Origin of the sequence: Geobacillus thermopakistaniensis (assembly GCF_000498995.1) — a bacterium.
Classification (GTDB): domain Bacteria; phylum Bacillota; class Bacilli; order Bacillales; family Anoxybacillaceae; genus Geobacillus; species Geobacillus thermoleovorans.
On the sequence record NZ_AYSF01000027.1, the window covers coordinates 1 to 24,050 of the forward strand.

At 52.4% G+C, this 24,050-nt stretch carries 24 protein-coding genes, 1 rRNA gene and 2 other annotated features; all 25 genes read left to right on the forward strand.

What is annotated here, in order from left to right; translation table 11 throughout:
• Positions 1 to 86, forward strand: a 5S ribosomal RNA gene (gene rrf / locus T260_RS1000000138235); the annotation flags it as partial.
• Positions 87 to 350: 264 nt separating this feature from the next.
• Positions 351 to 812 carry a transcriptional regulator CtsR gene (gene ctsR, locus T260_RS136045; RefSeq protein WP_011229590.1) on the forward strand — a complete coding sequence of 154 codons (462 nt, stop codon included), beginning with the start codon at positions 351 to 353 and terminating at the stop codon, positions 810 to 812.
• Between the two features lie 15 nt (positions 813 to 827).
• On the forward strand, positions 828 to 1,376 hold the full coding sequence (mcsA, locus tag T260_RS136040) for a protein-arginine kinase activator protein McsA (protein WP_011229591.1): 549 nt from the start codon (positions 828 to 830) through the stop codon (positions 1,374 to 1,376).
• Positions 1,377 to 1,381: 5 nt separating this feature from the next.
• Entirely contained in the window at positions 1,382 to 2,473 is a 1,092-nt protein-coding gene (mcsB, locus tag T260_RS136035) for a protein-arginine kinase McsB (protein ID WP_011229592.1), read from the forward strand.
• Positions 2,470 to 4,902: an ATP-dependent protease ATP-binding subunit ClpC gene (gene clpC, locus T260_RS136030; RefSeq protein WP_011229593.1), complete on the forward strand. Its 2,433-nt coding sequence runs from the start codon at positions 2,470 to 2,472 to the stop codon at positions 4,900 to 4,902. The genes mcsB and clpC overlap by 4 nt, the downstream gene beginning before the upstream one ends.
• Positions 4,903 to 4,979: 77 nt before the next feature.
• Entirely contained in the window at positions 4,980 to 6,353 is a 1,374-nt protein-coding gene (gene radA / locus T260_RS136025; protein ID WP_011229594.1) for a DNA repair protein RadA, read from the forward strand.
• A gap of 308 nt (positions 6,354 to 6,661) precedes the next feature.
• Complete coding sequence (locus T260_RS136020; protein ID WP_012820471.1) at positions 6,662 to 7,756, forward strand: PIN/TRAM domain-containing protein; 1,095 nt, start codon at positions 6,662 to 6,664, stop codon at positions 7,754 to 7,756.
• A gap of 21 nt (positions 7,757 to 7,777) precedes the next feature.
• Positions 7,778 to 8,464, forward strand: a complete 687-nt coding sequence (gene ispD / locus T260_RS136015; protein WP_011229596.1) for a 2-C-methyl-D-erythritol 4-phosphate cytidylyltransferase — start codon at positions 7,778 to 7,780, stop codon at positions 8,462 to 8,464.
• 14 nt (positions 8,465 to 8,478) lie between these two features.
• Positions 8,479 to 8,955: a 2-C-methyl-D-erythritol 2,4-cyclodiphosphate synthase gene (gene ispF, locus T260_RS136010; RefSeq protein WP_011229597.1), complete on the forward strand. Its 477-nt coding sequence runs from the start codon at positions 8,479 to 8,481 to the stop codon at positions 8,953 to 8,955.
• Positions 8,956 to 9,155: 200 nt separating this feature from the next.
• A complete protein-coding gene (gltX, locus tag T260_RS136005; RefSeq protein ID WP_011229598.1) occupies positions 9,156 to 10,628 on the forward strand; it encodes a glutamate--tRNA ligase in 1,473 nt (490 codons plus the stop codon).
• A gap of 72 nt (positions 10,629 to 10,700) precedes the next feature.
• Positions 10,701 to 10,936 (forward strand) — a binding site (T-box leader).
• Complete coding sequence (gene cysE / locus T260_RS136000; RefSeq protein ID WP_075261495.1) at positions 10,934 to 11,671, forward strand: serine O-acetyltransferase; 738 nt, start codon at positions 10,934 to 10,936, stop codon at positions 11,669 to 11,671. Its footprint overlaps the feature before it by 3 nt.
• Positions 11,649 to 13,049, forward strand: a complete 1,401-nt coding sequence (cysS, locus tag T260_RS135995; RefSeq protein ID WP_011229600.1) for a cysteine--tRNA ligase — start codon at positions 11,649 to 11,651, stop codon at positions 13,047 to 13,049. Before cysE ends, cysS begins: the two co-directional genes overlap by 23 nt.
• Positions 13,050 to 13,055: 6 nt before the next feature.
• The gene (locus tag T260_RS135990) at positions 13,056 to 13,481 is read left to right on the forward strand and encodes a Mini-ribonuclease 3 (protein WP_012820476.1); all 426 of its coding nucleotides are present in this window, start codon (positions 13,056 to 13,058) and stop codon (positions 13,479 to 13,481) included.
• Positions 13,481 to 14,218, forward strand: a complete 738-nt coding sequence (gene rlmB, locus T260_RS135985) for a 23S rRNA (guanosine(2251)-2'-O)-methyltransferase RlmB (protein WP_011229602.1) — start codon at positions 13,481 to 13,483, stop codon at positions 14,216 to 14,218. The genes T260_RS135990 and rlmB overlap by 1 nt, the downstream gene beginning before the upstream one ends.
• 3 nt (positions 14,219 to 14,221) lie before the next feature.
• Positions 14,222 to 14,734: an NYN domain-containing protein gene (locus T260_RS135980; protein ID WP_011229603.1), complete on the forward strand. Its 513-nt coding sequence runs from the start codon at positions 14,222 to 14,224 to the stop codon at positions 14,732 to 14,734.
• A 90-nt stretch (positions 14,735 to 14,824) separates the two neighbouring features.
• Positions 14,825 to 15,454 (forward strand): RNA polymerase sporulation sigma factor SigH, encoded by a 630-nt coding sequence (gene sigH / locus T260_RS135975; protein WP_020278980.1) that lies wholly within the window; start codon positions 14,825 to 14,827, stop codon positions 15,452 to 15,454.
• Positions 15,455 to 15,546: 92 nt separating this feature from the next.
• Positions 15,547 to 15,696 (forward strand): 50S ribosomal protein L33, encoded by a 150-nt coding sequence (gene rpmG / locus T260_RS1000000138470; RefSeq protein ID WP_011229605.1) that lies wholly within the window; start codon positions 15,547 to 15,549, stop codon positions 15,694 to 15,696.
• Positions 15,697 to 15,736: 40 nt separating this feature from the next.
• Positions 15,737 to 15,919, forward strand: coding sequence for a preprotein translocase subunit SecE (gene secE, locus T260_RS135970; protein ID WP_012820481.1), 183 nt, complete (start codon positions 15,737 to 15,739; stop codon positions 15,917 to 15,919).
• 112 nt (positions 15,920 to 16,031) lie between these two features.
• On the forward strand, positions 16,032 to 16,565 hold the full coding sequence (gene nusG, locus T260_RS135965) for a transcription termination/antitermination protein NusG (protein ID WP_012820482.1): 534 nt from the start codon (positions 16,032 to 16,034) through the stop codon (positions 16,563 to 16,565).
• 234 nt (positions 16,566 to 16,799) lie between these two features.
• Positions 16,800 to 17,225 carry a 50S ribosomal protein L11 gene (gene rplK / locus T260_RS135960; protein WP_011229608.1) on the forward strand — a complete coding sequence of 142 codons (426 nt, stop codon included), beginning with the start codon at positions 16,800 to 16,802 and terminating at the stop codon, positions 17,223 to 17,225.
• A gap of 181 nt (positions 17,226 to 17,406) precedes the next feature.
• Positions 17,407 to 18,108 (forward strand): 50S ribosomal protein L1, encoded by a 702-nt coding sequence (gene rplA / locus T260_RS135955; protein ID WP_011229609.1) that lies wholly within the window; start codon positions 17,407 to 17,409, stop codon positions 18,106 to 18,108.
• A gap of 47 nt (positions 18,109 to 18,155) precedes the next feature.
• Positions 18,156 to 18,319 (forward strand) — a sequence feature (ribosomal protein L10 leader region).
• Between the two features lie 47 nt (positions 18,320 to 18,366).
• A complete protein-coding gene (gene rplJ, locus T260_RS135950) occupies positions 18,367 to 18,867 on the forward strand; it encodes a 50S ribosomal protein L10 (protein WP_011229610.1) in 501 nt (166 codons plus the stop codon).
• 54 nt (positions 18,868 to 18,921) lie between these two features.
• Entirely contained in the window at positions 18,922 to 19,290 is a 369-nt protein-coding gene (gene rplL / locus T260_RS135945; RefSeq protein WP_012820484.1) for a 50S ribosomal protein L7/L12, read from the forward strand.
• Between the two features lie 111 nt (positions 19,291 to 19,401).
• On the forward strand, positions 19,402 to 20,004 hold the full coding sequence (locus T260_RS0119545; RefSeq protein ID WP_025039126.1) for a class I SAM-dependent methyltransferase: 603 nt from the start codon (positions 19,402 to 19,404) through the stop codon (positions 20,002 to 20,004).
• Positions 20,005 to 20,417: 413 nt separating this feature from the next.
• Positions 20,418 to 23,990: a DNA-directed RNA polymerase subunit beta gene (gene rpoB / locus T260_RS135940; protein WP_011229613.1), complete on the forward strand. Its 3,573-nt coding sequence runs from the start codon at positions 20,418 to 20,420 to the stop codon at positions 23,988 to 23,990.
• The last annotated feature ends 60 nt before the right edge of the window (positions 23,991 to 24,050 follow it).

Consider the following 24,050-nt stretch of genomic DNA (forward strand, 5'->3'; position numbering starts at 1 on the left):
TTCCCATCCCGAACACGGAAGTTAAGCCCTCCAGCGCCGATGGTAGTTGGGGCCAGCGCCCCTGCAAGAGTAGGTCGCTGCTAGGCAAAATGGAAAGCACGTCTTTTCTTTCCTTGGAAGAAAAGGCGTGCTTTTTCATTTATTCGGCTGCTTGACGTTTTATTGTCCAAAAAAACGGATATTCTATAGTTAGTTTTCCTTCTTTGGTCACTCTTGAAATTTTCCGTAATACATTGTATAGTAAGAGTAAGGTCAAATATAGTCAAAGTCAACAAATAGGCAGTGGGGTGTCCTGGTCAGCGGACGGCCCATCGCCAGGCAGCTTGGTTGTAAGGAAGGTGGTAGGTAGAGTGCCGAACATTTCCGACATCATTGAGCAATATTTAAAGCAAGTGCTCAATATGAGCGACCAAGATATCGTTGAAATTAAACGAAGCGAAATCGCTAATAAATTCCAATGTGTTCCGTCGCAGATCAACTATGTCATCAATACGAGGTTTACCCTTGAAAGAGGGTACATCGTCGAAAGCAAGCGCGGTGGCGGTGGGTATATCCGCATTATGAAAGTGAAGACAAAGAGTGAAGCACAGCTTATTGACCAGCTGCTCGAGCTTGTCGGCCACCGCATCAGCCAATCGAATGCCGAAGATGTGGTAAAACGTCTCGTTGAAGAAAAGGTAATTTCGGAGCGGGAAGCGAAAATTATGTTAAGCGCTATGGATCGTTCTGTTTTATATATCGATTTGCCCGAGCGGGACGAACTGCGGGCCCGCATGTTAAAAGCGATGCTGACGTCGCTGAAATACAAATAGGGGGAGGGGGAGGCATTGATTTGCCAAGAATGCAAGCAGCGGCCGGCCACGATGCACTTTACAAAAATTGTAAACGGAGAGAAAACGGAGTTCCATCTTTGCGAGCAATGTGCCAGAGAGCATGGCCATATGTTTACGTTCTACGGCAATGATGATTTTTCACTCAACAACTTGTTGGCGGGGCTTCTTAACTTTCAAGCGCCGATGAAAGAGATGACGGCGAACGCGTTTCCGAACCCGGATGTACTTCAATGTGAGACGTGCCAAATGACATACCATCAATTCACACAAATCGGGCGGTTCGGCTGCGCTAACTGCTACCGGACGTTTGCACGCTACTTGCCGCCGATTTTGAAACGGCTCCATAGCGGCAATACCGCTCATTCAGGAAAAATTCCGAAGCGAAAAGGCGGCGTTCTCCATTTGCGCAAGCAACTTGCTATGTTGAAACAAAAGCTTCAGGAGCTCGTTGCTCGTGAGGAATTCGAGCGGGCGGCCGAGGTGCGCGACCAAATCCGCTCGTTGGAGGATGAACTGCGTCGACGCGGAGAGGGGGATATGTAAGCGGTATGTCGTTCGAGAAGTTTTTCAATACGGCGGTCAGCGCGTGGATGAGCCAAGAGGGGCCGGATTCGGACATCGTCTTAAGCAGTCGCATCCGACTGGCGCGCAACATCGTTGACTTTCGTTTTCCAACGCTGTTTAGCAGTGAAGAAGCGATGCAAATCGTCGCGTTGTTTGAACGGACGTTCGCCCATCGTTCTTACGGAGGGGCAGGCCGCTTCGAGTTGTTGAAAATGTCGGAGCTTCAGCCGATTGAAAAACGGGTATTGGTAGAAAAACACTTAATTAGTCCGCATCTGGCTGAGGATTCGCCGTTTGGCGCTTGTCTGCTTTCGGAAAATGAAGAAATCAGCATCATGATCAACGAGGAGGATCATATCCGCATCCAATGCCTATTCCCGGGGTTGCAGCTTGCTGAGGCTCTCGAGGCGGCGAGCGAATTGGACGATTGGATTGAAGGGTATGTCAACTATGCCTTTGACGAGCGGCTTGGTTATTTAACGAGCTGCCCGACCAATGTCGGGACGGGATTGCGGGCTTCGGTGATGATGCATCTTCCGGCGCTTGTGCTGACGCAGCAAATTAACCGTATTATTCCTGCCATCAACCAGCTTGGGCTTGTTGTCCGTGGAACATACGGTGAAGGGAGTGAAGCGTTGGGGAATATATTCCAAATTTCCAACCAGATCACGCTTGGGAAATCGGAGGAAGACATTGTTGCTGATTTGCATACGATCGTTCAGCAGCTGATCGCCCAAGAAAGAGCGGCTCGTCAGGCATTAGTGAAAACTTTGGGCATACAATTAGAAGACAAGGTGTTCCGTTCATACGGCATACTGGCCAACTGCCGCGTCATCGAATCGAAAGAAGCGGCGCAATGTCTGTCCGATGTTCGCTTAGGGATTGATCTAGGATATATCAAGAACATCTCGCGCAACATTTTAAATGAGCTGATGATTTTGACGCAGCCGGGATTTTTGCAGCAATATGCCGGCGGGGCGCTTCGCCCTGAAGAACGGGACGTCCGCCGCGCGGCGCTGATCCGGGAGCGTTTAAAGATGGAGGAACGAAGAAAGATGGAGGGTGATGAACGATGATGTTTGGCAGATTTACGGAACGGGCGCAAAAAGTGCTGGCGCTGGCGCAGGAAGAAGCCATTCGCCTCGGCCATAACAATATCGGCACAGAACATATTTTGCTCGGCCTCATCCGCGAGGGCGAGGGGATCGCGGCTAAGGCGCTCATGGCGCTTGGGCTCGGCCCAGATAAAATTCAAAAAGAAGTCGAATCGCTCATCGGCCGTGGCAGTGAAGTGTCGCATACGATCCACTATACGCCGCGGGCGAAAAAAGTAATTGAGCTGTCGATGGATGAAGCGCGGAAGCTCGGCCATTCATACGTCGGCACAGAACATATTTTGCTTGGGTTGATCCGCGAAGGCGAAGGGGTGGCCGCCCGCGTGCTGAACAACTTGGGAGTAAGCTTGAACAAAGCGCGCCAGCAAGTGTTGCAGCTGCTTGGCAGCAATGAGTCGATGTCAGGCCATGGCGGCGGTGCTTCGCACGTGAGCACTCCGACGCTTGACAGCCTCGCCCGCGATTTGACAGCGATTGCCCGCGAAGGGCGGCTGGACCCGGTCATCGGCCGCAGTAAAGAAATTCAGCGCGTCATTGAAGTATTAAGCCGGCGGACGAAAAATAATCCGGTGTTGATCGGCGAGCCGGGCGTTGGGAAAACGGCCATTGCTGAAGGGTTAGCCCAACAAATCGTCAATAACGAAGTGCCGGAAACGCTGCGCGACAAGCGGGTCATGACGCTCGATATGGGGACAGTCGTCGCCGGAACGAAATACCGTGGAGAATTTGAAGACCGACTGAAAAAAGTGATGGATGAAATTCGTCAAGCGGGCAACATCATCTTGTTTATCGATGAGCTGCATACATTAATTGGCGCCGGTGGGGCGGAAGGAGCGATCGACGCGTCGAACATTTTGAAACCGGCGTTGGCGCGCGGGGAGCTTCAATGCATCGGCGCGACAACGCTCGATGAATACCGGAAATATATTGAAAAAGACGCCGCGCTTGAACGCCGCTTTCAGCCGATTTACGTTGATGAACCGACAGTGGAAGAATCGATCCAAATTTTAAAAGGGTTGCGCGATCGGTATGAAGCGCATCACCGCGTTTCGATTTCCGACGAGGCGATCGTGCAAGCCGTCAAGTTGTCCGACCGCTACATTACCGACCGTTTCTTGCCGGATAAGGCGATCGATTTGATCGACGAGGCTTGCTCGAAAGTGCGCCTTCGTTCGTTCACCGCACCGCCGAAATTGAAAGAACTTGAACAAAAGCTCGAGGAAGTGCGGAAAGAAAAAGACGCGGCCGTGCAAAGCCAAGAGTTTGAGAAAGCGGCGTCGCTGCGCGATATGGAACAGCGGCTGCGCGAAGAACTGGAGGAAACGAAACGTGCGTGGAAAGAAAAACAAGGCCAAGAAAATTTGGAAGTGACGGTCGAAGACATCGCCGCGGTCGTCTCGAGTTGGACCGGCATTCCGGTATCGAAGCTCGCTGAGACGGAAACGGAGCGGCTGCTCAAGCTGGAAGAAATTTTGCATTCGCGTGTCGTCGGCCAAGACGAGGCGGTCAAAGCGGTCGCCAAAGCGGTGCGCCGCGCCCGTGCTGGCCTGAAAGACCCGAAACGCCCGATCGGTTCGTTCATTTTCCTTGGTCCGACCGGGGTTGGGAAAACGGAGTTGGCTCGAGCCTTGGCAGAAGCGATGTTTGGCGATGAAGACGCCCTCATTCGCATCGATATGTCCGAGTATATGGAAAAACACTCGACATCGCGGCTCATCGGGTCGCCGCCGGGGTATGTCGGTTATGAAGAAGGCGGCCAGCTGACGGAAAAAGTGCGCCGCAAGCCGTATTCGGTTGTCCTGTTAGATGAGATGGAAAAAGCGCATCCGGACGTGTTCAATATTTTGCTGCAAGTGTTGGAAGATGGGCGGCTGACTGACTCGAAAGGGCGGACGGTCGACTTCCGCAACACGATCATCATCATGACGTCCAACGTCGGCGCCGATGCGCTGAAACGGAATAAGTACGTTGGCTTCAACATTCAAGACGGGAACCAGCAATACAAAGATATGAAAAGCAAAGTGATGGATGAGCTGAAAAAAGCATTCCGTCCAGAGTTTTTAAACCGGATCGACGAAATCATCGTCTTCCATTCGCTCGAAAAAGACCATCTGAAACAAATCGTCCGATTGATGGCCGATACGCTCGTGAAGCGGCTGAAAGAGCAAGACATTGATCTTGAGCTGACGGAGGCCGCCATTGAGAAAATCGCCGCCGAAGGGTTCGATCCAGAATACGGTGCCCGCCCGCTGCGCCGCGCCTTGCAAAAGCATGTTGAAGACCGTTTGTCCGAAGAATTGTTAAAAGGCACGATCGCCAAAGGGCAAAAAGTCGTCGTGGATGTCAAAGACGGGGAGTTTGTCGTATTGTCGAAACAAGCGGTCGTGTGAGGGAAGAAAAGGCATGCGGCAGCTTCCTGCCCATGCCTTTTTTTCGTTGGAAAACGTTACAGAAAGGGTTAAGATCGATGGCGAAGAAGAAAACGAAGTTCGTTTGCCAAGAGTGTGGATATGAGTCGGCCAAATGGCTTGGACGCTGTCCGGGATGCCAAACATGGAATTCGTTTGTTGAGGAAATTGAGCAGGAGAAACCGACTGTGCGCGGCGCATTTCTTCATTCGGAGCGGGCGGGTTCGGCCAAACCGGTCCCGATTACAGCCGTGGAGGCGGTGCAAGAGCCGCGCATGAAAACGAACAGCGCGGAGCTCGATCGCGTGCTGGGCGGTGGAATCGTCAAAGGTTCGCTCGTTTTGATCGGCGGCGACCCTGGCATTGGCAAATCAACGTTGCTTTTGCAAACATCGGCGCAGCTGGCCGCCGCTGGGCATCAAGTGCTGTATGTCTCCGGTGAGGAATCGGTCAAACAAGTAAAGCTGCGCGCTGGACGCCTTCGTGCGGAGTGCGATCAGCTGTACGTGTTGGCGGAAGCAGATTTGGAATACATTGTGGCAGCGGTTGAAACGGTTCAACCTGCTTGTGTCATCATTGATTCGATTCAGACGGTGTATCGCACCGATATTTCCTCTGCACCGGGCAGCGTCGCCCAAGTGCGCGAATGCACGGCCGAGCTGATGAAGCTGGCGAAAACAAAAGGCATTGCCATTTTTATCGTCGGTCATGTGACGAAGGAAGGGGCGATCGCCGGGCCGCGCCTGCTCGAACATATGGTGGACACCGTTCTCTATTTTGAAGGGGAGCGACACCATACGTATCGCATTTTGCGAGCGGTGAAAAACCGTTTTGGCTCAACGAACGAAATTGGCATTTTTGAGATGCGCGACATTGGGCTGAAGGAAGTGGAAAACCCATCAGAAGTGTTTTTAGAAGAACGGTCGCGCGGAGCGGCTGGCTCGACGGTCGTGGCGGCGATGGAAGGGACGCGGCCGGTGCTCGTGGAAATCCAGGCGCTCGTCTCGCCGACGAGCTTCGGCAACCCGAGACGGATGGCGACCGGCCTTGACCATAACCGTGTGTCGCTTTTGATGGCCGTGCTCGAAAAGCGGGTTGGGCTGCTGTTGCAAAACCAAGATGCTTATTTGAAAGTGGCGGGCGGCGTGAAGCTTGATGAGCCGGCAATTGACTTGGCGGTCGCTGTCAGCATCGCCTCGAGCTTTCGCGATCGGCCGACGAATCCGGCGGATGTCATTATCGGCGAAGTCGGCTTAACTGGAGAGGTGCGCCGCGTCTCGCGCATCGAACAGCGCGTGCAGGAGGCGGTAAAATTAGGCTTTTCCCGCATCATTGTGCCAAAAAACAATTTAGCTGGCTGGCAGCCGCCAAAAGGTGTGCAAGTGATCGGTGTTTCGCATGTGGCCGAGGCGCTTGAGCATACAATGTGTTAATCGCTCTTTCACCTGCGCAACCCGCTTCTTCGCGCCCAAGGGGATATGAGCGATCAAAAATTCATCGCCTCTTCATTCTTAAGTGTTCAAGCAGAGGCATAAACAGCCTAAAAGGATTGAACCTTTTCGCTCTGATGTACGTAAAAAATAGTAGGGTGATCCGAAACAACTATGGCGTTTGGCCGGCGTTTTCCGCTATTGTTACAAGCAGATGTCGAATGTTCAAAAACGATGAAAAATTGCCTTCCAATTGGTTTCAAACATTGGAAACTGTTTATAATGTTAAATAGGGAGGTGAAGATGGGCTGATGGTCAAACGCATTGTGCAATTATTTTTCCTCGCCGTGGGCGGAACGTTAGGCGCCATGTTTTTTCCTGACTTGCTTAAGCTGATGAATGTGAGCGGCATGCCGCTTCTCAATAATTCTTATACGCTGGCGGTGCTGGGGGCAGTCGTTTTCTTTTTGTTGACGTTTTGGCTTGTCGATTATGTGGTCGACATGATTCGCTGGGTGGAGGAAACGCTCGTGAAGGCGCCGGCCGCCGACGTGCTGTTTGGCAGTCTCGGGCTGATTTTCGGTCTTATTATCGCGTTTTTCGTTGTCATGCCGTTGCAGTCGTTTCACATTCAAGTGTTGAATACGGTGTTGCCGATTTTTTTGACGGTGTTGCTTGGCTACTTAGGGTTTCGCGTCGGTTTAAAGAAACGGAATGAGTTGATGAACTTATTTTCCTTGTCCAATCGCATGGCGAAGAAAAAAGGTGGAGAAGCGGAAAACGAACCGTCAAAGGGCGGTGCTGTGAAAATTTTGGATACGAGCGTCATCATCGACGGGCGGATCGCAGACATTTGCCAAACCGGGTTTTTGGAAGGGCCGCTTGTCATTCCGCGGTTTGTGCTCGAAGAATTGCAGCATATCGCCGATTCGTCCGATGTGCTGAAGCGGAACCGCGGCCGCCGCGGCTTGGATATTTTGAACCGCATCCAAAAAGAAATGGCGATGAAAGTGGAAATCCATGAAGCGGATTTCAGCGACGTCCAGGAAGTCGACAGCAAACTCGTCAAGCTGGCGAAGCAGCTTCAAGGCGTTGTCGTGACGAACGATTTCAATTTAAACAAAGTATGTGAGCTGCAAAACGTGCGTGTTTTGAATATCAACGATTTAGCGAATGCCGTCAAACCGGTCGTGTTGCCAGGCGAGGAGCTGAACGTACACGTCATTAAAGATGGGAAGGAGCATAACCAAGGCGTGGCCTATTTGGACGACGGGACGATGATCGTCGTTGAAGATGGCAAAGAATATATCGGCAAACGGGTTGACGTTTTAGTCACCAGCGTGTTACAAACATCTGCAGGGAGAATGATTTTTGCCAAATTGAAACTGCTGCAAAAAGCGTTGTAAAACGAATAGGGGAAACGGCCAATGAATTACGAAGCGATTGTCTTGGCGGCCGGGCGAGGAAAGCGGATGAACGCCGGCATGAACAAGCAATTCCTTGAGCTTGGCGGTGAGCCGCTCATCGTTCGGACGCTGAACGTGTTTGAGCGCGATGAGCGGTGCACCCGCATCGTGCTCGTCGTCAACCCAGCCGAGCGAAGCCGATTTGAGCAGCTGCTCGCCCGCTTTCGCATTCAAAAAGTCGCCGCGCTTACCGACGGCGGCGAGGAGCGGCAGCATAGCGTTTATAACGGATTGCAGGCGCTCGCGGGGGAGGAGATTGTTCTCATCCATGACGGCGCCCGCCCGTTTGTCCGCGTCCATCATTTGCACGAGCTAGTAAACGCCGCTGTTCAGTACGGGGCGGCGATCCCGGCAGTGCGGGTGAAAGATACGATCAAAAAAGCGAACGGTTTGTTTGTCGAACAGACGATTGATCGTTCCAGCTTGTGGGCGGTGCAGACGCCACAAGCTTTTCGTCTGTCTTTGATCATGGAAGCGCACGAAGCGGCGAAACAGGCTGGCTATCTCGGCACGGATGACGCCAGCCTTGTGGAGCGAATCGGCAAGCCGGTGAAGATCATTGAGGGGGATTATCGCAATATTAAGCTGACGACGCCGGAGGACCTTTTGTTTGCTGAAGCGATTTTGGCAAGCCGGATGGCCGAATAGATGGGGGTGGAGAGATGTTTCGCATTGGACAAGGGTTTGACGTCCATCAGCTTGTTGAAGGGCGTCCGCTGATCATTGGCGGCGTTACTATTCCGTATGAAAAGGGGCTGCTCGGCCACTCAGATGCCGACGTGCTGCTTCATGCGGTGGCGGACGCATGCCTTGGGGCGATCGGCGCCGGCGATATCGGCCGGCATTTTCCAGACACAGATCCGCGCTTTAAAGATGCCGACTCGGCTGAGCTGTTGGCGCACGTATGGGCGCTCGCTCGGCAGGAAGGGTATAGGCTCGTGAACGCCGACTGCACGATCATCGCACAAAAGCCGAAGCTGGCGCCATATATTGAAGAAATGAGGGCGGTGATCGCTCGGTTGCTGGAAGCCGAGCGCTCGCAAGTCAATGTGAAGGCAACGACGACGGAAAAGCTTGGATTCACTGGGCGGGGGGAAGGCATTGCCGCCCAGGCGGTCGTCTTGCTGCAAAAAAGCTAATGGAGCGGCCTTTGGCAGCATCATTTGGGAAGGCCTCGTTCTTTAATACATAAGCGCTTTGTTCGCCGTCCTGGCTAGGAGGTGTAAAGGGGGCGTCGGCGGCGTGGTGCGGCTTAGGCGAGAGCTGTCTGTTTTGAACTTTGCCGCGATAAACGGTACAATAATAGCACAAGCTTTGATGGAAGTGGAGGGTTTGGATGATGGCAAAAGAGGTGCGCGTGCGCTATGCGCCGAGCCCAACCGGCCATTTGCATATCGGCGGGGCGCGGACAGCGCTGTTTAACTATTTGTTTGCCCGCCATCACGGTGGAAAAATGATCGTCCGCATCGAGGATACGGATATTGAACGGAACGTCGAAGGCGGCGAAAAGTCGCAGCTCGAAAACTTAAAATGGCTCGGCATTGATTATGATGAATCGATTGATCAAGATGGCGGCTACGGGCCGTACCGGCAAACGGAGCGGCTCGATATTTACCGAAAATATGTGAATGAATTGCTTGAGCAAGGGCATGCGTACAAATGTTTTTGCACGCCGGAAGAGCTCGAGCGCGAGCGGGAGGCGCAGCGGGCGGCCGGCATCGCCGCTCCGCAGTACAGCGGCAAATGCCGCCATTTGACGCCGGAGCAGGTCGCGGAGCTCGAGGCGCAAGGGAAGCCGTATACGATCCGCCTGAAGGTGCCGGAAGGGAAAACGTACGAGTTTTACGATTTAGTGCGCGGCAAAGTGGTGTTTGAATCGAAAGATGTCGGCGGCGATTGGGTGATTGTCAAGGCGAATGGCATTCCGACATACAATTTCGCTGTTGTCATCGACGACCATTTAATGGAAATCAGTCATGTGTTTCGCGGTGAGGAACATTTGTCCAATACGCCGAAGCAGCTCATGGTATACGAGTACTTCGGCTGGGAGCCGCCGCAGTTCGCGCACTTGACGTTGATCGTCAACGAGCAGCGGAAAAAGCTGTCGAAGCGCGATGAATCAATCATTCAGTTCGTCTCGCAATACAAAGAACTTGGCTATTTGCCGGAAGCGATGTTCAACTTTTTCGCTTTGCTTGGCTGGTCGCCGGAAGGAGAGGAAGAAATTTTTACGAAAGACGAACTGATCCGCATGTTCGATGTCTCCCGGCTGTCAAAATCGCCGTCCATGTTTGATACGAAAAAGCTGACATGGATGAACAACCAATATATCAAAAAGCTTGATCTTGACCGGCTTGTCGAGCTGGCCTTGCCGCATTTAGTGAAAGCCGGGCGCCTGCCGGCGGATATGACGGACGAACAGCGGCAATGGGCGCGCGATTTAATTGCTTTGTATCAAGAGCAAATGAGCTACGGTGCGGAGATCGTCCCGCTGTCTGAGCTGTTCTTTAAAGAAGAAATCGACTACGAGGACGAGGCGCGTCAAGTGCTTGCTGAAGAGCAAGTGCCGGCTGTGCTTTCCACCTTCCTTGAGAGCGTGCGTGAGCTTGAGCCGTTTACGGCAGACGAGATTAAAGCGGCCATTAAAGCGGTGCAAAAGGCGACCGGGCAAAAAGGGAAAAAGTTGTTTATGCCGATCCGCGCGGCGGTGACGGGACAAACGCACGGACCGGAGCTGCCGTTTGCCATTCAGTTGCTCGGCAAAGAAAAAGTGATCGAGCGGCTGGAGCGGGCGTTGCAAGAAAAATTTTAATCGGCCTCTATGCACGTTTGCATGATGGATGTGGTATAATAATATAAAGTTTCGATGGAACAAGCGCATAAAGAAAAAGCGTTGACGAGGAGAAGTAGGAAGCATCGGCATCCCAGAGAGAGCCGCCTTGGCTGGAAGCGGCTTGTGTTCGGTGCTGTCTGAAGTGCGCCTCGGAGTCTCCTTTCGAACCGGAACAGAGACGTTCTGCAGTAGAGGGGAGCGGAGCATCTCCGTTATCGGAATCGAGTGAGCGAAACGGCGCCCCGTTTCGCTAAACAGAGTGGAACCGCGCCAAAAGCGTCTCTGTGTCTGCGGCACAGGGACGCTTTTTTATTCAAGACAACTTAGAGGGATGGAGGGAGGACATTATGTTTAAAACGTTAAAAGAGGATATTGAGGTCATTTTTGAGCAAGACCCGGCGGCGAGAAGCTATTTGGAAGTCATTTTAACGTATTCCGGCCTGCATGCCATCTGGGCGCATCGGATCGCCCATGCGCTTTACAAGCGGAAATTTTACTTTCTTGCCCGCTTGATTTCGCAAATCAGCCGCTTTTTCACTGGCATTGAAATCCATCCGGGCGCGAAAATCGGCCGCCGCTTTTTCATCGACCACGGCATGGGCGTGGTGATCGGCGAAACGTGCGAAATCGGCGACAATGTCACTGTCTATCAAGGGGTCACATTAGGCGGGACAGGGAAAGAAAAAGGGAAGCGGCACCCGACGATCAAAGACAACTGTTTGATCGCTGCCGGCGCGAAAGTGCTCGGTTCGATTACGATCGGGGAAAACTCGAAAATCGGCGCTGGGTCGGTCGTGTTAAAAGACGTACCGCCCAATTCGACCGTCGTTGGCATTCCGGGCCGCGTCGTTGTGCGCGACGGGGTGAAAGTGAAGAAAGATTTAAACCATACCGACCTTCCTGACCCGATCGCCGACCGGTTTCGGGAGCTTGAAGAGGAAATCGCCCGGCTGAAAAGCGAGCTTGAGGCATTGAAACAACAAGAAAGGAAGAACGAGTATGAGCAGCATCCGGCTTTATAATACACTGACGCGAAAAAAAGAACCGTTTGAGCCGCTGGAGCCGAATAAAGTGAAAATGTATGTGTGCGGCCCGACCGTCTATAATTATATTCACATCGGCAATGCTCGGGCCGCCATCGTTTTTGACACGATCCGCCGCTATTTGGAGTTCCGCGGCTATGATGTGACGTATGTATCGAACTTTACCGACGTCGATGACAAGTTGATCAAAGCGGCCCGCGAGCTCGGCGAGAGCGTGCCGGCGATCGCTGAGCGGTTTATTGAGGCGTATTTTGAAGACATTCAGGCGCTTGGCTGCAAAAAAGCGGACATCCATCCGCGGGTGACCGAAAACATTGATACGATTATCGAATTCATTCAGGCGCTCATTGACAAAGGATATGCCTACGAAGTCGACGGCGACGTGTATTACCGGACGCGCAAGTTCCGTGAATACGGCAAGCTGTCTCATCAATCGATCGATGAGCTGCAAGCTGGGGCGCGCATCGAAATTGGGGAGAAAAAAGACGATCCACTTGATTTCGCCCTTTGGAAAGCAGCGAAGGAAGGAGAAATTTGTTGGGACAGTCCATGGGGGAAAGGGCGGCCTGGTTGGCATATCGAATGCTCGGCGATGGCGCGCAAATATTTGGGCGATACGATCGATATCCACGCCGGCGGCCAGGACTTGACATTCCCGCACCATGAAAACGAAATCGCCCAGTCGGAGGCGCTGACCGGCAAACCGTTCGCGAAATATTGGCTGCACAATGGGTATTTAAATATTAACAACGAAAAAATGTCGAAGTCGCTTGGCAATTTCGTGCTCGTTCACGATATCATCCGGGAGATCGACCCGCAAGTGCTGCGTTTTTTCATGCTGTCGGTGCATTACCGCCATCCGATCAACTACAGCGAGGAACTGCTTGAGAGTGCGCGGCGCGGACTCGAGCGCCTGAAGACGGCGTACAGCAATTTGCAGCATCGCCTGCAGGCAAGCACGAACTTAACGGACAATGACGAGGAATGGGTTTCGCGCATTGCCGACATCCGCGCCTCGTTCATCCGTGAAATGGACGACGATTTCAACACGGCGAACGGCATTGCCGTATTGTTTGAACTGGCGAAGCAGGCCAACTTGTACTTGCAGGAAAAAACGACATCCGAGAAGGTCATTCACGCGTTTTTGCGCGAGTTCGAACAGCTGGCGGACGTACTTGGACTCACCTTGAAGCAGGATGAGCTGCTTGATGAGGAAATCGAGGCGTTGATCCAAAAGCGCAATGAAGCGCGGAAAAACCGCGATTTTGCGCTGGCCGACCGCATTCGCGACGAGTTGAGAGCGAAAAACATTATTTTGGAAGACACGCCGCAAGGAACGAGATGGAAACGGGGATAGCACGCGATGATGGCGGAGTTTGAAACGGTCAACGATGTGAAGCAGTTAAATGGACTGGCGCTTGCCTATATTGGCGACGCCGTGTACGAGGTGTATGTGCGACGCCATTTGCTTGCTGGCGGCAGCGTGCGGCCGCATGAGCTGCATCGGCGGGCGGTCCGCTATGTGTCGGCGCGGGCGCAAGCGCGAGTGATTTTGGCGTTGCTTGACGAGGGCGTCCTGACCGAGGAGGAAAAGGACATCGTCCGCCGCGGCCGCAATGCCAAATCAGGCACAATCCCGAAAAATACGGATGTGCAAACATACCGGCATAGCACGGCCTTTGAGGCGCTCATCGGTTATCATTTTTTGGTTAATAATGAAAAGCGGGTTGATGAGCTGATCGGCCGTTCGTTTGCCATTATTGAAAGGGAAGAAAGGGCGTTGGAATGATGGACTACATTATCGGCAAAAATCCGGTCATTGAAGCGCTCAAAGCCGGGCGCGACATCAATAAAATTTGGATCGCGGAAGGGGCGCAGCGCCATACCGTCGAACCTGTGCTTGAATGGGCAAAGCGGCGGGGCGTGCTCGTCCAATATGTCCCGAAGCGCAAGCTTGATCAGATGGCTGAAGGAGCTCATCAAGGGGTGATCGCTCAGGCGGCGGCTTACCGCTACTATGAAATTGATGACTTGTTCGCTCGCGCCGCCGAGCGGGGCGAGGCGCCGTTTTTTCTCATCTTGGATGAGCTTGAGGATCCGCATAATTTAGGGGCCATCATGCGCACCGCTGATGCGGTCGGGGCGCACGGCCTCATTATTCCGAAGCGGCGTTCGGTCGGGCTGACCCAAACGGTGGCGAAGGCGTCGACCGGGGCGATTGAGCACGTTCCGGTCGCGCGTGTGACAAACTTGGCGCGGACGATTGACGAGCTGAAAGAGCGCGGAGTGTGGGTAGCCGGAACGGATGCATCGGCTCAAGACGACTACCGCTCGCTCGATGGCACGATGCCGTTGGCGCTCGTAATCGGGAGCGAAGGAAAAGGGATCAGCCGCCTAGTGCTTGAAAAGTGCGATTTCTTGTTCCGGTTGCCGATGCGCGGCCATGTCACCTCACTCAATGCCTCTGTCGCCGCCAGCCTGCTCATGTACGAGGTGTACCGGAAGCGGTATCCGTTGGGAGAATAGCGAATGAACATTTTGATTGTCGACGGCTATAACATGATCGGTGCTTGGCCGGAGCTGCGCCGGCTGAAAGAAGAGGGCGATCTGGCAGCGGCAAGGGATTTATTGATTGAAAAAATGGCTGACTACAAAGGATTCACCGGGGACCATGTCGTGATCGTATTCGATGCCCACCTCGTGCAAGGAAACGAGAAAAAGTATAAACATTACGACGTCGATGTCATTTTTACAAAGGAACATGAGACGGCCGATGAGCGAATTGAACGGTTGGCGAAAACATTGATGAATGCGCGCACAAAAGTGTATGTCGCTACCTCCGACTACACCGAACAATGGACGGTGTTCGGCCAAGGCGCCCTGCGCAAGTCGGCGCGCGAGCTATTGGATGAAGTCGAGACGGTTGAGCGGGACATTTCCCAAAAAGTAAAAGCGATGCGGCAACGCACTCCGATCTCCAAAGTTCCGCTAAATGATAGAATTGCTGAAATTTTTGAAAAATGGCGAAGAGGAGAAAAATGAGCGGTTGACGCTGTAAAAATTTGTCCTGTATAATACATGTTAGCGATTGATGCGGTCGGGGGGATCAGCGTGGGGGAATGCTTGAAAGCAATGAAAGGGAAAGGTTATCATCAGCTGGACGATGAGCAGCTTGTTGCGCTCGTTCACGAAGGGGATGGGGAAGCACTTGATTTTTTAATCCATAAATATCAAAACTTTGTGCGCGCCAAAGCTCGCTCCTATTTTTTAGTCGGAGCTGATCGGGAAGATATCGTGCAGGAAGGAATGATCGGTCTGTATAAGGCCGTCCGTGATTTTAAGGGGGACAAGCTTTCCTCATTTAAAGCGTTTGCAGAACTTTGCATCACAAGGCAAATGATTACCGCGATTAAAACGGCGACCCGCCAAAAGCATATTCCGCTCAACTCTTACGTTTCCTTGGATAAGCCGATTTATGACGATGAATCTGACCGGACGCTGATGGATGTGTTGTCCGGCACGCAGGTGACGGACCCGGAACAATTGATTGTCAACCGCGAGGAAGTCGATGATATTGAACTAAAGATGGCGGAACTGCTCAGCGACCTCGAGCGGAAAGTGCTCGCTTTGTATTTGGATGGACGCTCATACCAGGAAATTTCCGAAGAGCTGAACCGCCATGTCAAGTCGATCGACAACGCGTTGCAACGCGTCAAGCGGAAGCTCGAGAAATATTTGGAATACCGCGAGATCAGTTTATAGCATCGCAACGCCGCATCAAAAGATGTCATTGACAGCGAAACAGCCAATATGATAAATTTTTATGGACATCTCGCAGGAACGGTGGAATGCTGATGCGCCAAAAAGTGACGCTGGCTTGCGTGCAGTGCGCAAGCCGAAACTATACGGCAGCAAAACAAATACGTCGCCTTGGTGAGCGCCTTATGGCCAACAAGTTTTGCTCAACATGCAACAAACATACAATCCATCGTGAAACGAAATAGACGGTGGAGATAGTTTTGAACGATGATGGAGGTACGAGTGATGCAGCGAGTAATCAACTTTTTAAAAGAAGTCGTACGCGAGCTGAAAAAAGTGAGTTGGCCAAACCGGAAGGAGTTAGTGAACTACACGGCGGTCGTGTTGGCCACGGTGGCGTTTTTCACTGTCTTTTTTGCCGTTGTGGACCTCGGCATTTCTGAGTTGATTCGCCTCGTGTTTGAATAAGCGGACAAAGGATATGTTATAATGAAAGATAATCGTGCGCGTATGGAACCCGGCAACGGGTTTTTGTTTTGCGCAAAAAACAAAACGAAAACCGCCTTGGGGAGGCTTGTTGATGGAGAAAAACTGGTATGTTGTCCATACATATTCGGGATATGAAAACAAAGTGAAAGCCAATTTGGAAAAACGCGTCGAATCGATGGGAATGCAAGATAAAATTTTTCGCGTCGTCGTTCCGGAAGAGACGGAGACGGACGTCAAAAACGGAAAACGGAAAACGACGAAAAAGAAAGTGTTCCCTGGCTATGTGCTCGTTGAGATGGTCATGACGGATGACTCATGGTATGTCGTGCGCAACACGCCGGGCGTCACTGGATTTGTCGGCTCAAGCGGAGCTGGTTCGAAACCGACGCCGCTTATGGAGGAAGAAGTAAAAATGATCTTGAAGCGGATGGGCATGCCGCTTGCCGAGGTTGACGTAGACTATGAGGTAAATGAAACGGTGCGGATCAAAGAAGGTCCGTTTGCGAACTTTACAGGGAAAATTGAAGCGATTGACCCGGATAAACATAAAGTGAAGCTGCTTGTCGATATGTTTGGGCGCGAAACACGGGTGGAGCTTGAGTTTTCGCAAATAGAAAAAATCTAATGGATAAAGAACTTGCAATTGATAGGGAAAAGTGATACTATTTTAAAGTCAGTATGTCTCTTAAACGGAGACATATGGCGGTGAACTTATACACTTGTATAAGGGAGCCGTTTTGTTTTTACGCTGATCCTCTCAACTGAACGGGAGATAGGAAAACGGCTCAGTAGACCGGAGCCGGATGAGTGGGAGGGGCAATCCCTAATACCACATCACGGACTTAAGGAGGTGTGTCTCGTGGCGAAAAAAGTAATCAAGGTCGTCAAACTGCAAATTCCTGCAGGGAAAGCGAATCCGGCGCCGCCAGTAGGTCCTGCGTTGGGTCAAGCCGGTGTCAATATTATGGCGTTTTGCAAAGAGTTTAATGCCCGCACGGCGGACCAAGCAGGGTTGATCATTCCGGTTGAAATTACGGTTTTTGAAGACCGTTCATTTACATTCATCACGAAAACGCCGCCAGCCGCTGTATTGCTGAAAAAAGCGGCGGGCATTGAATCGGGCTCCGGCGAACCGAACCGCAACAAAGTGGCGACAATTAAACGCGACAAAGTACGTGAGATCGCTGAGCTGAAAATGCCGGATTTGAATGCGGCGAGCATTGAGGCGGCCATGCGCATGATCGAAGGCACGGCCCGCAGCATGGGCATTGTGATTGAAGACTAAAGCCGGTGCGTCGTTTGTAGGGGAGGTTGCGTCATTGGGCAACCTCTCTCTCCATGAACAAAAACAGCAAGACGGGCCCGATGAATGGGCATCCGTCCGCTTCTTCGTTTTCGAAAGAAGCGAAGAACGTTCAATGTGGGAGGTTTTTCCGCTAAAACCACAATCGAGGAGGATTTTTCACATGCCGAAAAGAGGAAAGAAATACTTAGAAGCATTGAAGCTCGTCGACCGCTCCAAAGCATACCCGATTGCTGAAGCAATCGAGCTCGTGAAAAAAACGAACATCGCGAAATTCGATGCCACGGTGGAAGTGGCGTTCCGTTTGGGCGTCGACCCGAAAAAAGCGGACCAACAAATTCGCGGCGCCGTCGTCCTGCCGCACGGCACAGGGAAAGTGGCGCGCGTGTTGGTGTTCGCGAAAGGGGAAAAAGCGAAAGAAGCAGAAGCGGCTGGCGCTGACTATGTCGGCGATGCAGAATATATCAACAAAATCCAGCAAGGTTGGTTTGACTTTGATGTCGTTGTTGCTACGCCGGACATGATGGGTGAAGTCGGGAAACTCGGCCGCATTTTAGGGCCGAAAGGGTTGATGCCAAACCCGAAAACCGGAACAGTCACGTTTGACGTAGCAAAAGCGGTGCAGGAAATCAAGGCTGGTAAAGTGGAATACCGCGTCGACAAAGCGGGCAACATCCACGTTCCGATCGGCAAAGTGTCGTTTGACAACGAGAAATTGGCTGAAAACTTCGCGGCCGTCTATGAAGCAATTTTGAAAGCCAAACCGGCGGCGGCAAAAGGGACGTACGTGAAAAACGTCACGATTACATCGACAATGGGCCCTGGCATCAAGGTTGACCCGTCCACGGTTGCTGTTGCACAATAACCGTTGACTTTTGTTTGTCCGTCTGTTAAAATGCCATTTGGCTGAACAAATGAATATCATTTGTACCGTAGACAGTAGGTGCCTGTTTGAGGCTTAATTTCCTACCGAGGTATGTGGACGATAGAACAGCGCGCCCTGCGTCGGGGACGAGCGGCGGTGCGTTGAACGACACCTCCATGTCTACGCGGCATGGAGGTTTTTTATTGAGCAGACGGTATAAGTGGTATTCTCTCATTTTCCTTACAGGAGGTGCAGGACGTGTCGAGCGCGATTGAACTGAAAAAACAAGTGGTCGCGGAAATCGCAGACAAATTCCGGGCCAGCAAGGCAACCGTCATCGTTGATTACCGCGGCTTGAACGTGGCGGAAATGACCGAGTTGCGCAAACAGCTGCGCGAGGCAGGCGTCGAGTTTAAAGTGTACAAAAACACCTTGACCCGCCGGGCGCTCGCGGAAGTCGGCTTGGAAGGACTGGATGAAGTGTTCACCGGTCCAAATGCCATCGCCTTCAGCAATGAAGATGTCGTGGCGCCGGCAAAAATTTTAAGCGAGTTTGCGAAAACGCATGAAGCATTGGAAATCAAAGGCGGCGTCATCGAAGGGAACATCGCCAGCAAAGAAGAAATCGATGCGTTGGCGAAACTCCCGTCCCGCGAAGGGTTGCTTTCGATGTTGCTTAGCGTTCTTCAAGCCCCGATCCGCAACTTTGCGCTTGCGATTAAAGCGGTGGCTGACAAGCAAGAGGAACAAGGCGCGTAATGGCGCATCGATATGTGCTTAACAATCATTCAGAAAACAAAGGAGGAAGTTGTGATGACGAAAGAACAAATCATTGAAGCAGTGAAAAATATGACCGTATTGGAATTAAACGAATTGGTGAAAGCGATCGAGGAAGAATTCGGCGTAACAGCTGCGGCTCCGGTTGTTGTCGCGGGCGGCGCAGCAGCTGGCGCTGAAGCAGCGGCAGAAAAAACGGAATTCGACGTCATTCTTGCCGACGCCGGCGCGCAAAAAATCAAAGTCATCAAAGTCGTTCGCGAAATCACTGGCCTCGGCCTGAAAGAAGCGAAAGACTTGGTCGACAACACCCCGAAGCCGATCAAAGAAGGCATTGCGAAAGAAGAAGCAGAAGAAATCAAAGCAAAACTCGAAGAAGCTGGCGCGAAAGTCGAAATCAAGTAATGGCTGCGCCATTGAAAAAAGAGGCTTGCCCGAAGCAAGGGACGGCCTCTTTTTTGTTACACTATATAACGGAAGGCAGTGCAGCCTGTCGACAAGGAGGAGGGGATGATGATGAGCGAGCATTATTACTCAGTCAATCCGACGTCGGAGCGAAACCCGCAAACGTGGACGTACGTGTTGCGGGGGCATGAATTCCGCTTTACGACCGACAGCGGAGTGTTTTCAAAGCGCGAAGTCGACTTTGGCACACGCCTGTTAATTGAAACGTTCGAGGAGCCGGGAGTGGCTGGGGATTTGTTGGATGTCGGCTGCGGATATGGGCCGATCGGGCTTGCCTTGGCCAAATCGTTTCCAAACCGGCGCGTTCACATGATTGATGTCAACGAGCGGGCGCTCGAACTGGCGCAGGAAAACAAGCAGGCAAACGGGATTGACAATGCGGTGATTTACAAAAGCGATCTTTTTTCGGAAGTCGGAGAACAGCGATTTGCAGCGGTCGTCACCAATCCGCCGATCCGGGCTGGCAAACGGGTCGTTTACGCGATTTTTGAACAAAGCCGCGATCATCTGCTCGATCATGGCGAGCTATGGGTCGTCATTCAAAAAAAGCAAGGCGCCCCATCGGCCTTGCAAAAGCTGAACGAATGCTTTCCTGCTGTAGAAGTCGTCGCGAAGAAAAAAGGATATTATATCATAAAGGCGAAAAAATGTTGACACCGTTTTTTTATTGTGGTAGCATTATAAAATGCTAAATATGCACATTTCCCGTGCAGAGGGGATGACGTATAATTTTGGACGCAATGGAAACAATGATAAAATCAATAAACAACGAACCATATGGTTTTCTATTGGAATAGAAACCATTTTCTTTTTTTCTCCATTCAACTCAACGCCTGGTTTCCTCGCGCCGGGAGCGTGTTAAATCCCCTAAATGAAACGGCGGTGCACGCAACGAAGCCGTTTCCGCCCGGATGGCGGGGGCCGGCCGCATGCATGCCTAGTGCTTTGCCCCGGAATGACGGAGCGGCCAGTCCGCCTTGAAGGCATTGATTGCTGAGCAGAGCGGATGATGGAGCTGTTCCGGTTCCGGTTTTCACTAATGTCTACATTTGAGGGGTGAATCACTCTTGACAGGCCGACTAGTTCAATACGGGCGACACCGCCAACGCAGAAGCTATGCACGCATCAGCGAAGTGCTGGAATTGCCGAACTTGATCGAAATTCAAACGTCCTCCTACCAATGGTTTCTCGATGAAGGGCTGCGGGAAATGTTTAGGGAAATTTCCCCGATTGAAGACTTTTCCGGCAATCTCTCGCTTGAATTTATCGACTATAGTTTAGGAGAACCGAAATATACGGTCGAAGAGGCGAAAGAACGCGACGTTACATATGCGGCGCCGCTTCGCGTCAAAGTTCGCTTGATTAATAAAGAAACGGGCGAAGTGAAAGAACAAGACGTGTTTATGGGCGATTTTCCGCTCATGACGGAAACCGGAACGTTTATTATCAATGGGGCGGAACGCGTCATTGTTTCCCAGCTCGTCCGTTCGCCAAGCGTCTATTACAGCGACAAAGTTGATAAAAACGGCAAACGCGGCTACTCGGCGACAGTGATTCCGAACCGCGGCGCATGGCTTGAATATGAAACCGATGCGAAAGACGTCGTTTACGTTCGCATCGACCGCACCCGTAAACTGCCCGTTACGGTGCTTCTCCGTGCGCTTGGGTTCAGCTCCGACCAAGAAATCATCGATCTGCTCGGCGACAACGAATACTTGCGCAATACGCTTGAAAAAGATAATACCGACAGCACGGAAAAAGCGTTGATTGAAATTTACGAGCGTCTTCGTCCGGGAGAGCCGCCGACGCTTGAGAATGCGAAAAATTTGCTGGCGTCGCGCTTTTTTGATCCGAAGCGCTATGACTTGGCGAGCGTAGGCCGTTATAAAATCAATAAAAAACTTCATATTAAAAACCGCCTGTTCAATCAGCGGCTCGCGGAAACGATCATTGATCCCGAAACCAAGGAAGTCATCGCCGAAGCTGGAGCGATGATCGACCGCCGAACGCTGAATCGCCTGCTCCCGTATTTGGAAAAAGGGGTCGGCTTACAGACATACCGCCCGGCCGAAGGGGTGGTGGACGGGGACATTTCGGTGCAAACGATCAAAATTTATGCCCCGAATGACCCGGATGGCGAAAAAGTGATCAACGTCATCGGCAACGGCTTCATCGCCGAGGATGTCAAACATATTACACCGGCTGACATCATTGCGTCGATCAGCTATTTCTTCAACTTGCTCCACGGCGTCGGCGATACGGATGACATCGACCATTTAGGCAACCGCCGTCTCCGTTCGGTCGGCGAACTATTGCAAAACCAATTCCGCATCGGCCTGTCGCGCATGGAGCGCGTCGTGCGCGAGCGCATGTCGATCCAAGATACGAACACGATTACGCCGCAGCAGCTGATCAACATCCGCCCAGTGATCGCGGCGATCAAAGAGTTTTTCGGCAGCTCGCAGCTGTCACAGTTCATGGATCAAACGAACCCATTGGCCGAACTGACGCACAAGCGGCGTCTGTCCGCGCTTGGCCCTGGCGGATTGACACGTGAGCGCGCTGGGTTTGAGGTGCGCGACGTTCACTATTCGCACTACGGGCGGATGTGTCCGATTGAAACGCCGGAAGGTCCGAACATCGGACTCATCAACTCGCTGTCCACTTACGCGAAAGTGAACAAGTTCGGCTTTATTGAAACGCCATACCGGCGCGTCGATCCGGAAACAGGGCGGGTGACGGACCAAATCGATTATTTGACAGCCGATGAAGAGGACAATTACGTTGTAGCGCAGGCGAACGTACCGCTTGCGGAGGACGGCACGTTCCTTGAAGAAAACGTTGTCGCCCGTTTCCGCGGCGAGAACATCGTCGTCAAGCGCGATCGCGTCGACTACATGGACGTTTCGCCGAAGCAAGTCGTCTCGGCAGCGACGGCGTGCATCCCATTTTTGGAAAACGACGACTCGAACCGCGCGCTGATGGGAGCGAACATGCAGCGGCAAGCCGTGCCGCTGTTGGAACCGGAAGCGCCGATCGTTGGCACGGGGATGGAGTATGTTTCGGCGAAAGACTCGGGCGCAGCGGTCATTTGCAAGCACCGCGGCATCGTCGAGCGCGTCGAAGCAAAGGAAATTTGGGTGCGTCGGCTGATTGAAGTGGACGGCAAAGAAGTCAAGGGTGATCTAGATAAATATCGGTTGCTGAAATTCGTTCGTTCGAACCAAGGCACGTGCTACAACCAGCGGCCGATCGTGAAAAAAGGCGATATCGTTGAGAAGGGCGAAATTTTGGCCGATGGCCCGTCGATGGATAAGGGCGAATTGGCGCTTGGCCGCAATGTGCTTGTCGCTTTTATGACATGGGACGGTTACAACTACGAAGACGCGATCATCATGAGCGAACGGCTCGTCAAAGAAGACGTGTATACATCAATTCATATTGAAGAGTATGAAGCCGAATCGCGCGATACGAAACTCGGTCCGGAAGAAATTACGCGCGACATTCCAAACGTCGGCGAGGATGCGCTGAAAAACTTGGATGAACGCGGCATCGTCCGCATCGGCGCAGAAGTCAAAGACGGCGACTTGCTCGTCGGCAAAGTGACGCCAAAAGGAATGACCGAGCTGACGGCGGAAGAGCGGCTTTTGCACGCGATCTTCGGCGAAAAAGCGCGCGAGGTGCGTGATACGTCGTTGCGCGTCCCGCACGGCGGCGGCGGCATCGTCCTTGACGTGAAAGTGTTCAACCGCGAAGACGGCGACGAGCTTCCGCCGGGTGTCAATCAACTGGTGCGCGTCTATATTGTGCAAAAGCGGAAAATTTCCGAGGGCGACAAAATGGCAGGCCGCCACGGAAACAAAGGGGTTATTTCCCGCATTTTGCCGGAGGAAGATATGCCCTTCTTGCCGGATGGCACGCCGATTGACATCATGTTAAACCCACTCGGCGTTCCGTCGCGGATGAACATCGGGCAAGTATTTGAGCTGCACCTTGGCATGGCGGCGAAAAAACTCGGCCTGCACATCGCCTCCCCGGTCTTTGACGGGGCGACGGAGGAAGACGTTTGGAACATCCTCGAAGAGGCAGGTCTAGCGCGCGATGCAAAAACGGTGCTGTATGACGGACGGACGGGTGAACCGTTTGATAACCGCGTGTCGGTTGGGATCATGTACATGATCAAGCTCGCCCACATGGTCGACGACAAGCTTCATGCCCGTTCCACCGGCCCGTACTCACTCGTCACTCAACAGCCGCTCGGCGGCAAGGCGCAGTTCGGCGGCCAGCGCTTTGGTGAGATGGAAGTATGGGCGCTTGAGGCGTATGGGGCGGCATACACGCTGCAAGAAATTTTGACCGTCAAGTCCGACGATGTCGTCGGCCGTGTCAAAACGTACGAGGCGATCGTCAAAGGGGAAAACATTCCGGAGCCGGGTGTGCCGGAGTCGTTTAAAGTGTTGATCAAAGAGTTGCAAAGCTTGGGCATGGACGTCACGATTTTGACGAGCGATGAACAAGAAGTGAACATGGAAAACTTTGATGATGATGATGACCATGCACCGGATGCCATCATGGTGGACGTCAAACCGGCCGAACGGGAAGAAGCCGGCGAAGAGAAAGATGCGGTGACGAAAGAATAAACCGGCCATAACGGCCAGGCGGGGAGTTGTTCCCCGCCATTGGCCGCTTGAGCGAACGGA

Excerpts from the sequence above, each read along its gene's own strand:
- T260_RS135980 (WP_011229603.1), top strand. The coding sequence starts at position 14,222 with ATGAACATTTTGATTGTCGACGGCTATAACATGATCGGTGCTTGGCCG.
- gltX (WP_011229598.1), top strand. The coding sequence starts at position 9,156 with ATGGCAAAAGAGGTGCGCGTGCGCTATGCGCCGAGCCCAACCGGCCAT.
- T260_RS136020 (WP_012820471.1), top strand. The coding sequence starts at position 6,662 with ATGGTCAAACGCATTGTGCAATTATTTTTCCTCGCCGTGGGCGGAACG.
- T260_RS0119545 (WP_025039126.1), top strand. The coding sequence starts at position 19,402 with ATGAGCGAGCATTATTACTCAGTCAATCCGACGTCGGAGCGAAACCCG.
- nusG (WP_012820482.1), top strand. The coding sequence starts at position 16,032 with ATGGAGAAAAACTGGTATGTTGTCCATACATATTCGGGATATGAAAAC.
- rplL (WP_012820484.1), top strand. The coding sequence starts at position 18,922 with ATGACGAAAGAACAAATCATTGAAGCAGTGAAAAATATGACCGTATTG.
- rlmB (WP_011229602.1), top strand. The coding sequence starts at position 13,481 with ATGGACTACATTATCGGCAAAAATCCGGTCATTGAAGCGCTCAAAGCC.
- secE (WP_012820481.1), top strand. The coding sequence starts at position 15,737 with ATGCAGCGAGTAATCAACTTTTTAAAAGAAGTCGTACGCGAGCTGAAA.
- mcsB (WP_011229592.1), top strand. The coding sequence starts at position 1,382 with ATGTCGTTCGAGAAGTTTTTCAATACGGCGGTCAGCGCGTGGATGAGC.
- sigH (WP_020278980.1), top strand. The coding sequence starts at position 14,825 with ATGAAAGGGAAAGGTTATCATCAGCTGGACGATGAGCAGCTTGTTGCG.
- radA (WP_011229594.1), top strand. The coding sequence starts at position 4,980 with ATGGCGAAGAAGAAAACGAAGTTCGTTTGCCAAGAGTGTGGATATGAG.
- cysS (WP_011229600.1), top strand. The coding sequence starts at position 11,649 with ATGAGCAGCATCCGGCTTTATAATACACTGACGCGAAAAAAAGAACCG.
- rplA (WP_011229609.1), top strand. The coding sequence starts at position 17,407 with ATGCCGAAAAGAGGAAAGAAATACTTAGAAGCATTGAAGCTCGTCGAC.
- clpC (WP_011229593.1), top strand. The coding sequence starts at position 2,470 with ATGATGTTTGGCAGATTTACGGAACGGGCGCAAAAAGTGCTGGCGCTG.
- rpmG (WP_011229605.1), top strand. The coding sequence starts at position 15,547 with ATGCGCCAAAAAGTGACGCTGGCTTGCGTGCAGTGCGCAAGCCGAAAC.
- T260_RS135990 (WP_012820476.1), top strand. The coding sequence starts at position 13,056 with ATGATGGCGGAGTTTGAAACGGTCAACGATGTGAAGCAGTTAAATGGA.
- ispD (WP_011229596.1), top strand. The coding sequence starts at position 7,778 with ATGAATTACGAAGCGATTGTCTTGGCGGCCGGGCGAGGAAAGCGGATG.
- ispF (WP_011229597.1), top strand. The coding sequence starts at position 8,479 with ATGTTTCGCATTGGACAAGGGTTTGACGTCCATCAGCTTGTTGAAGGG.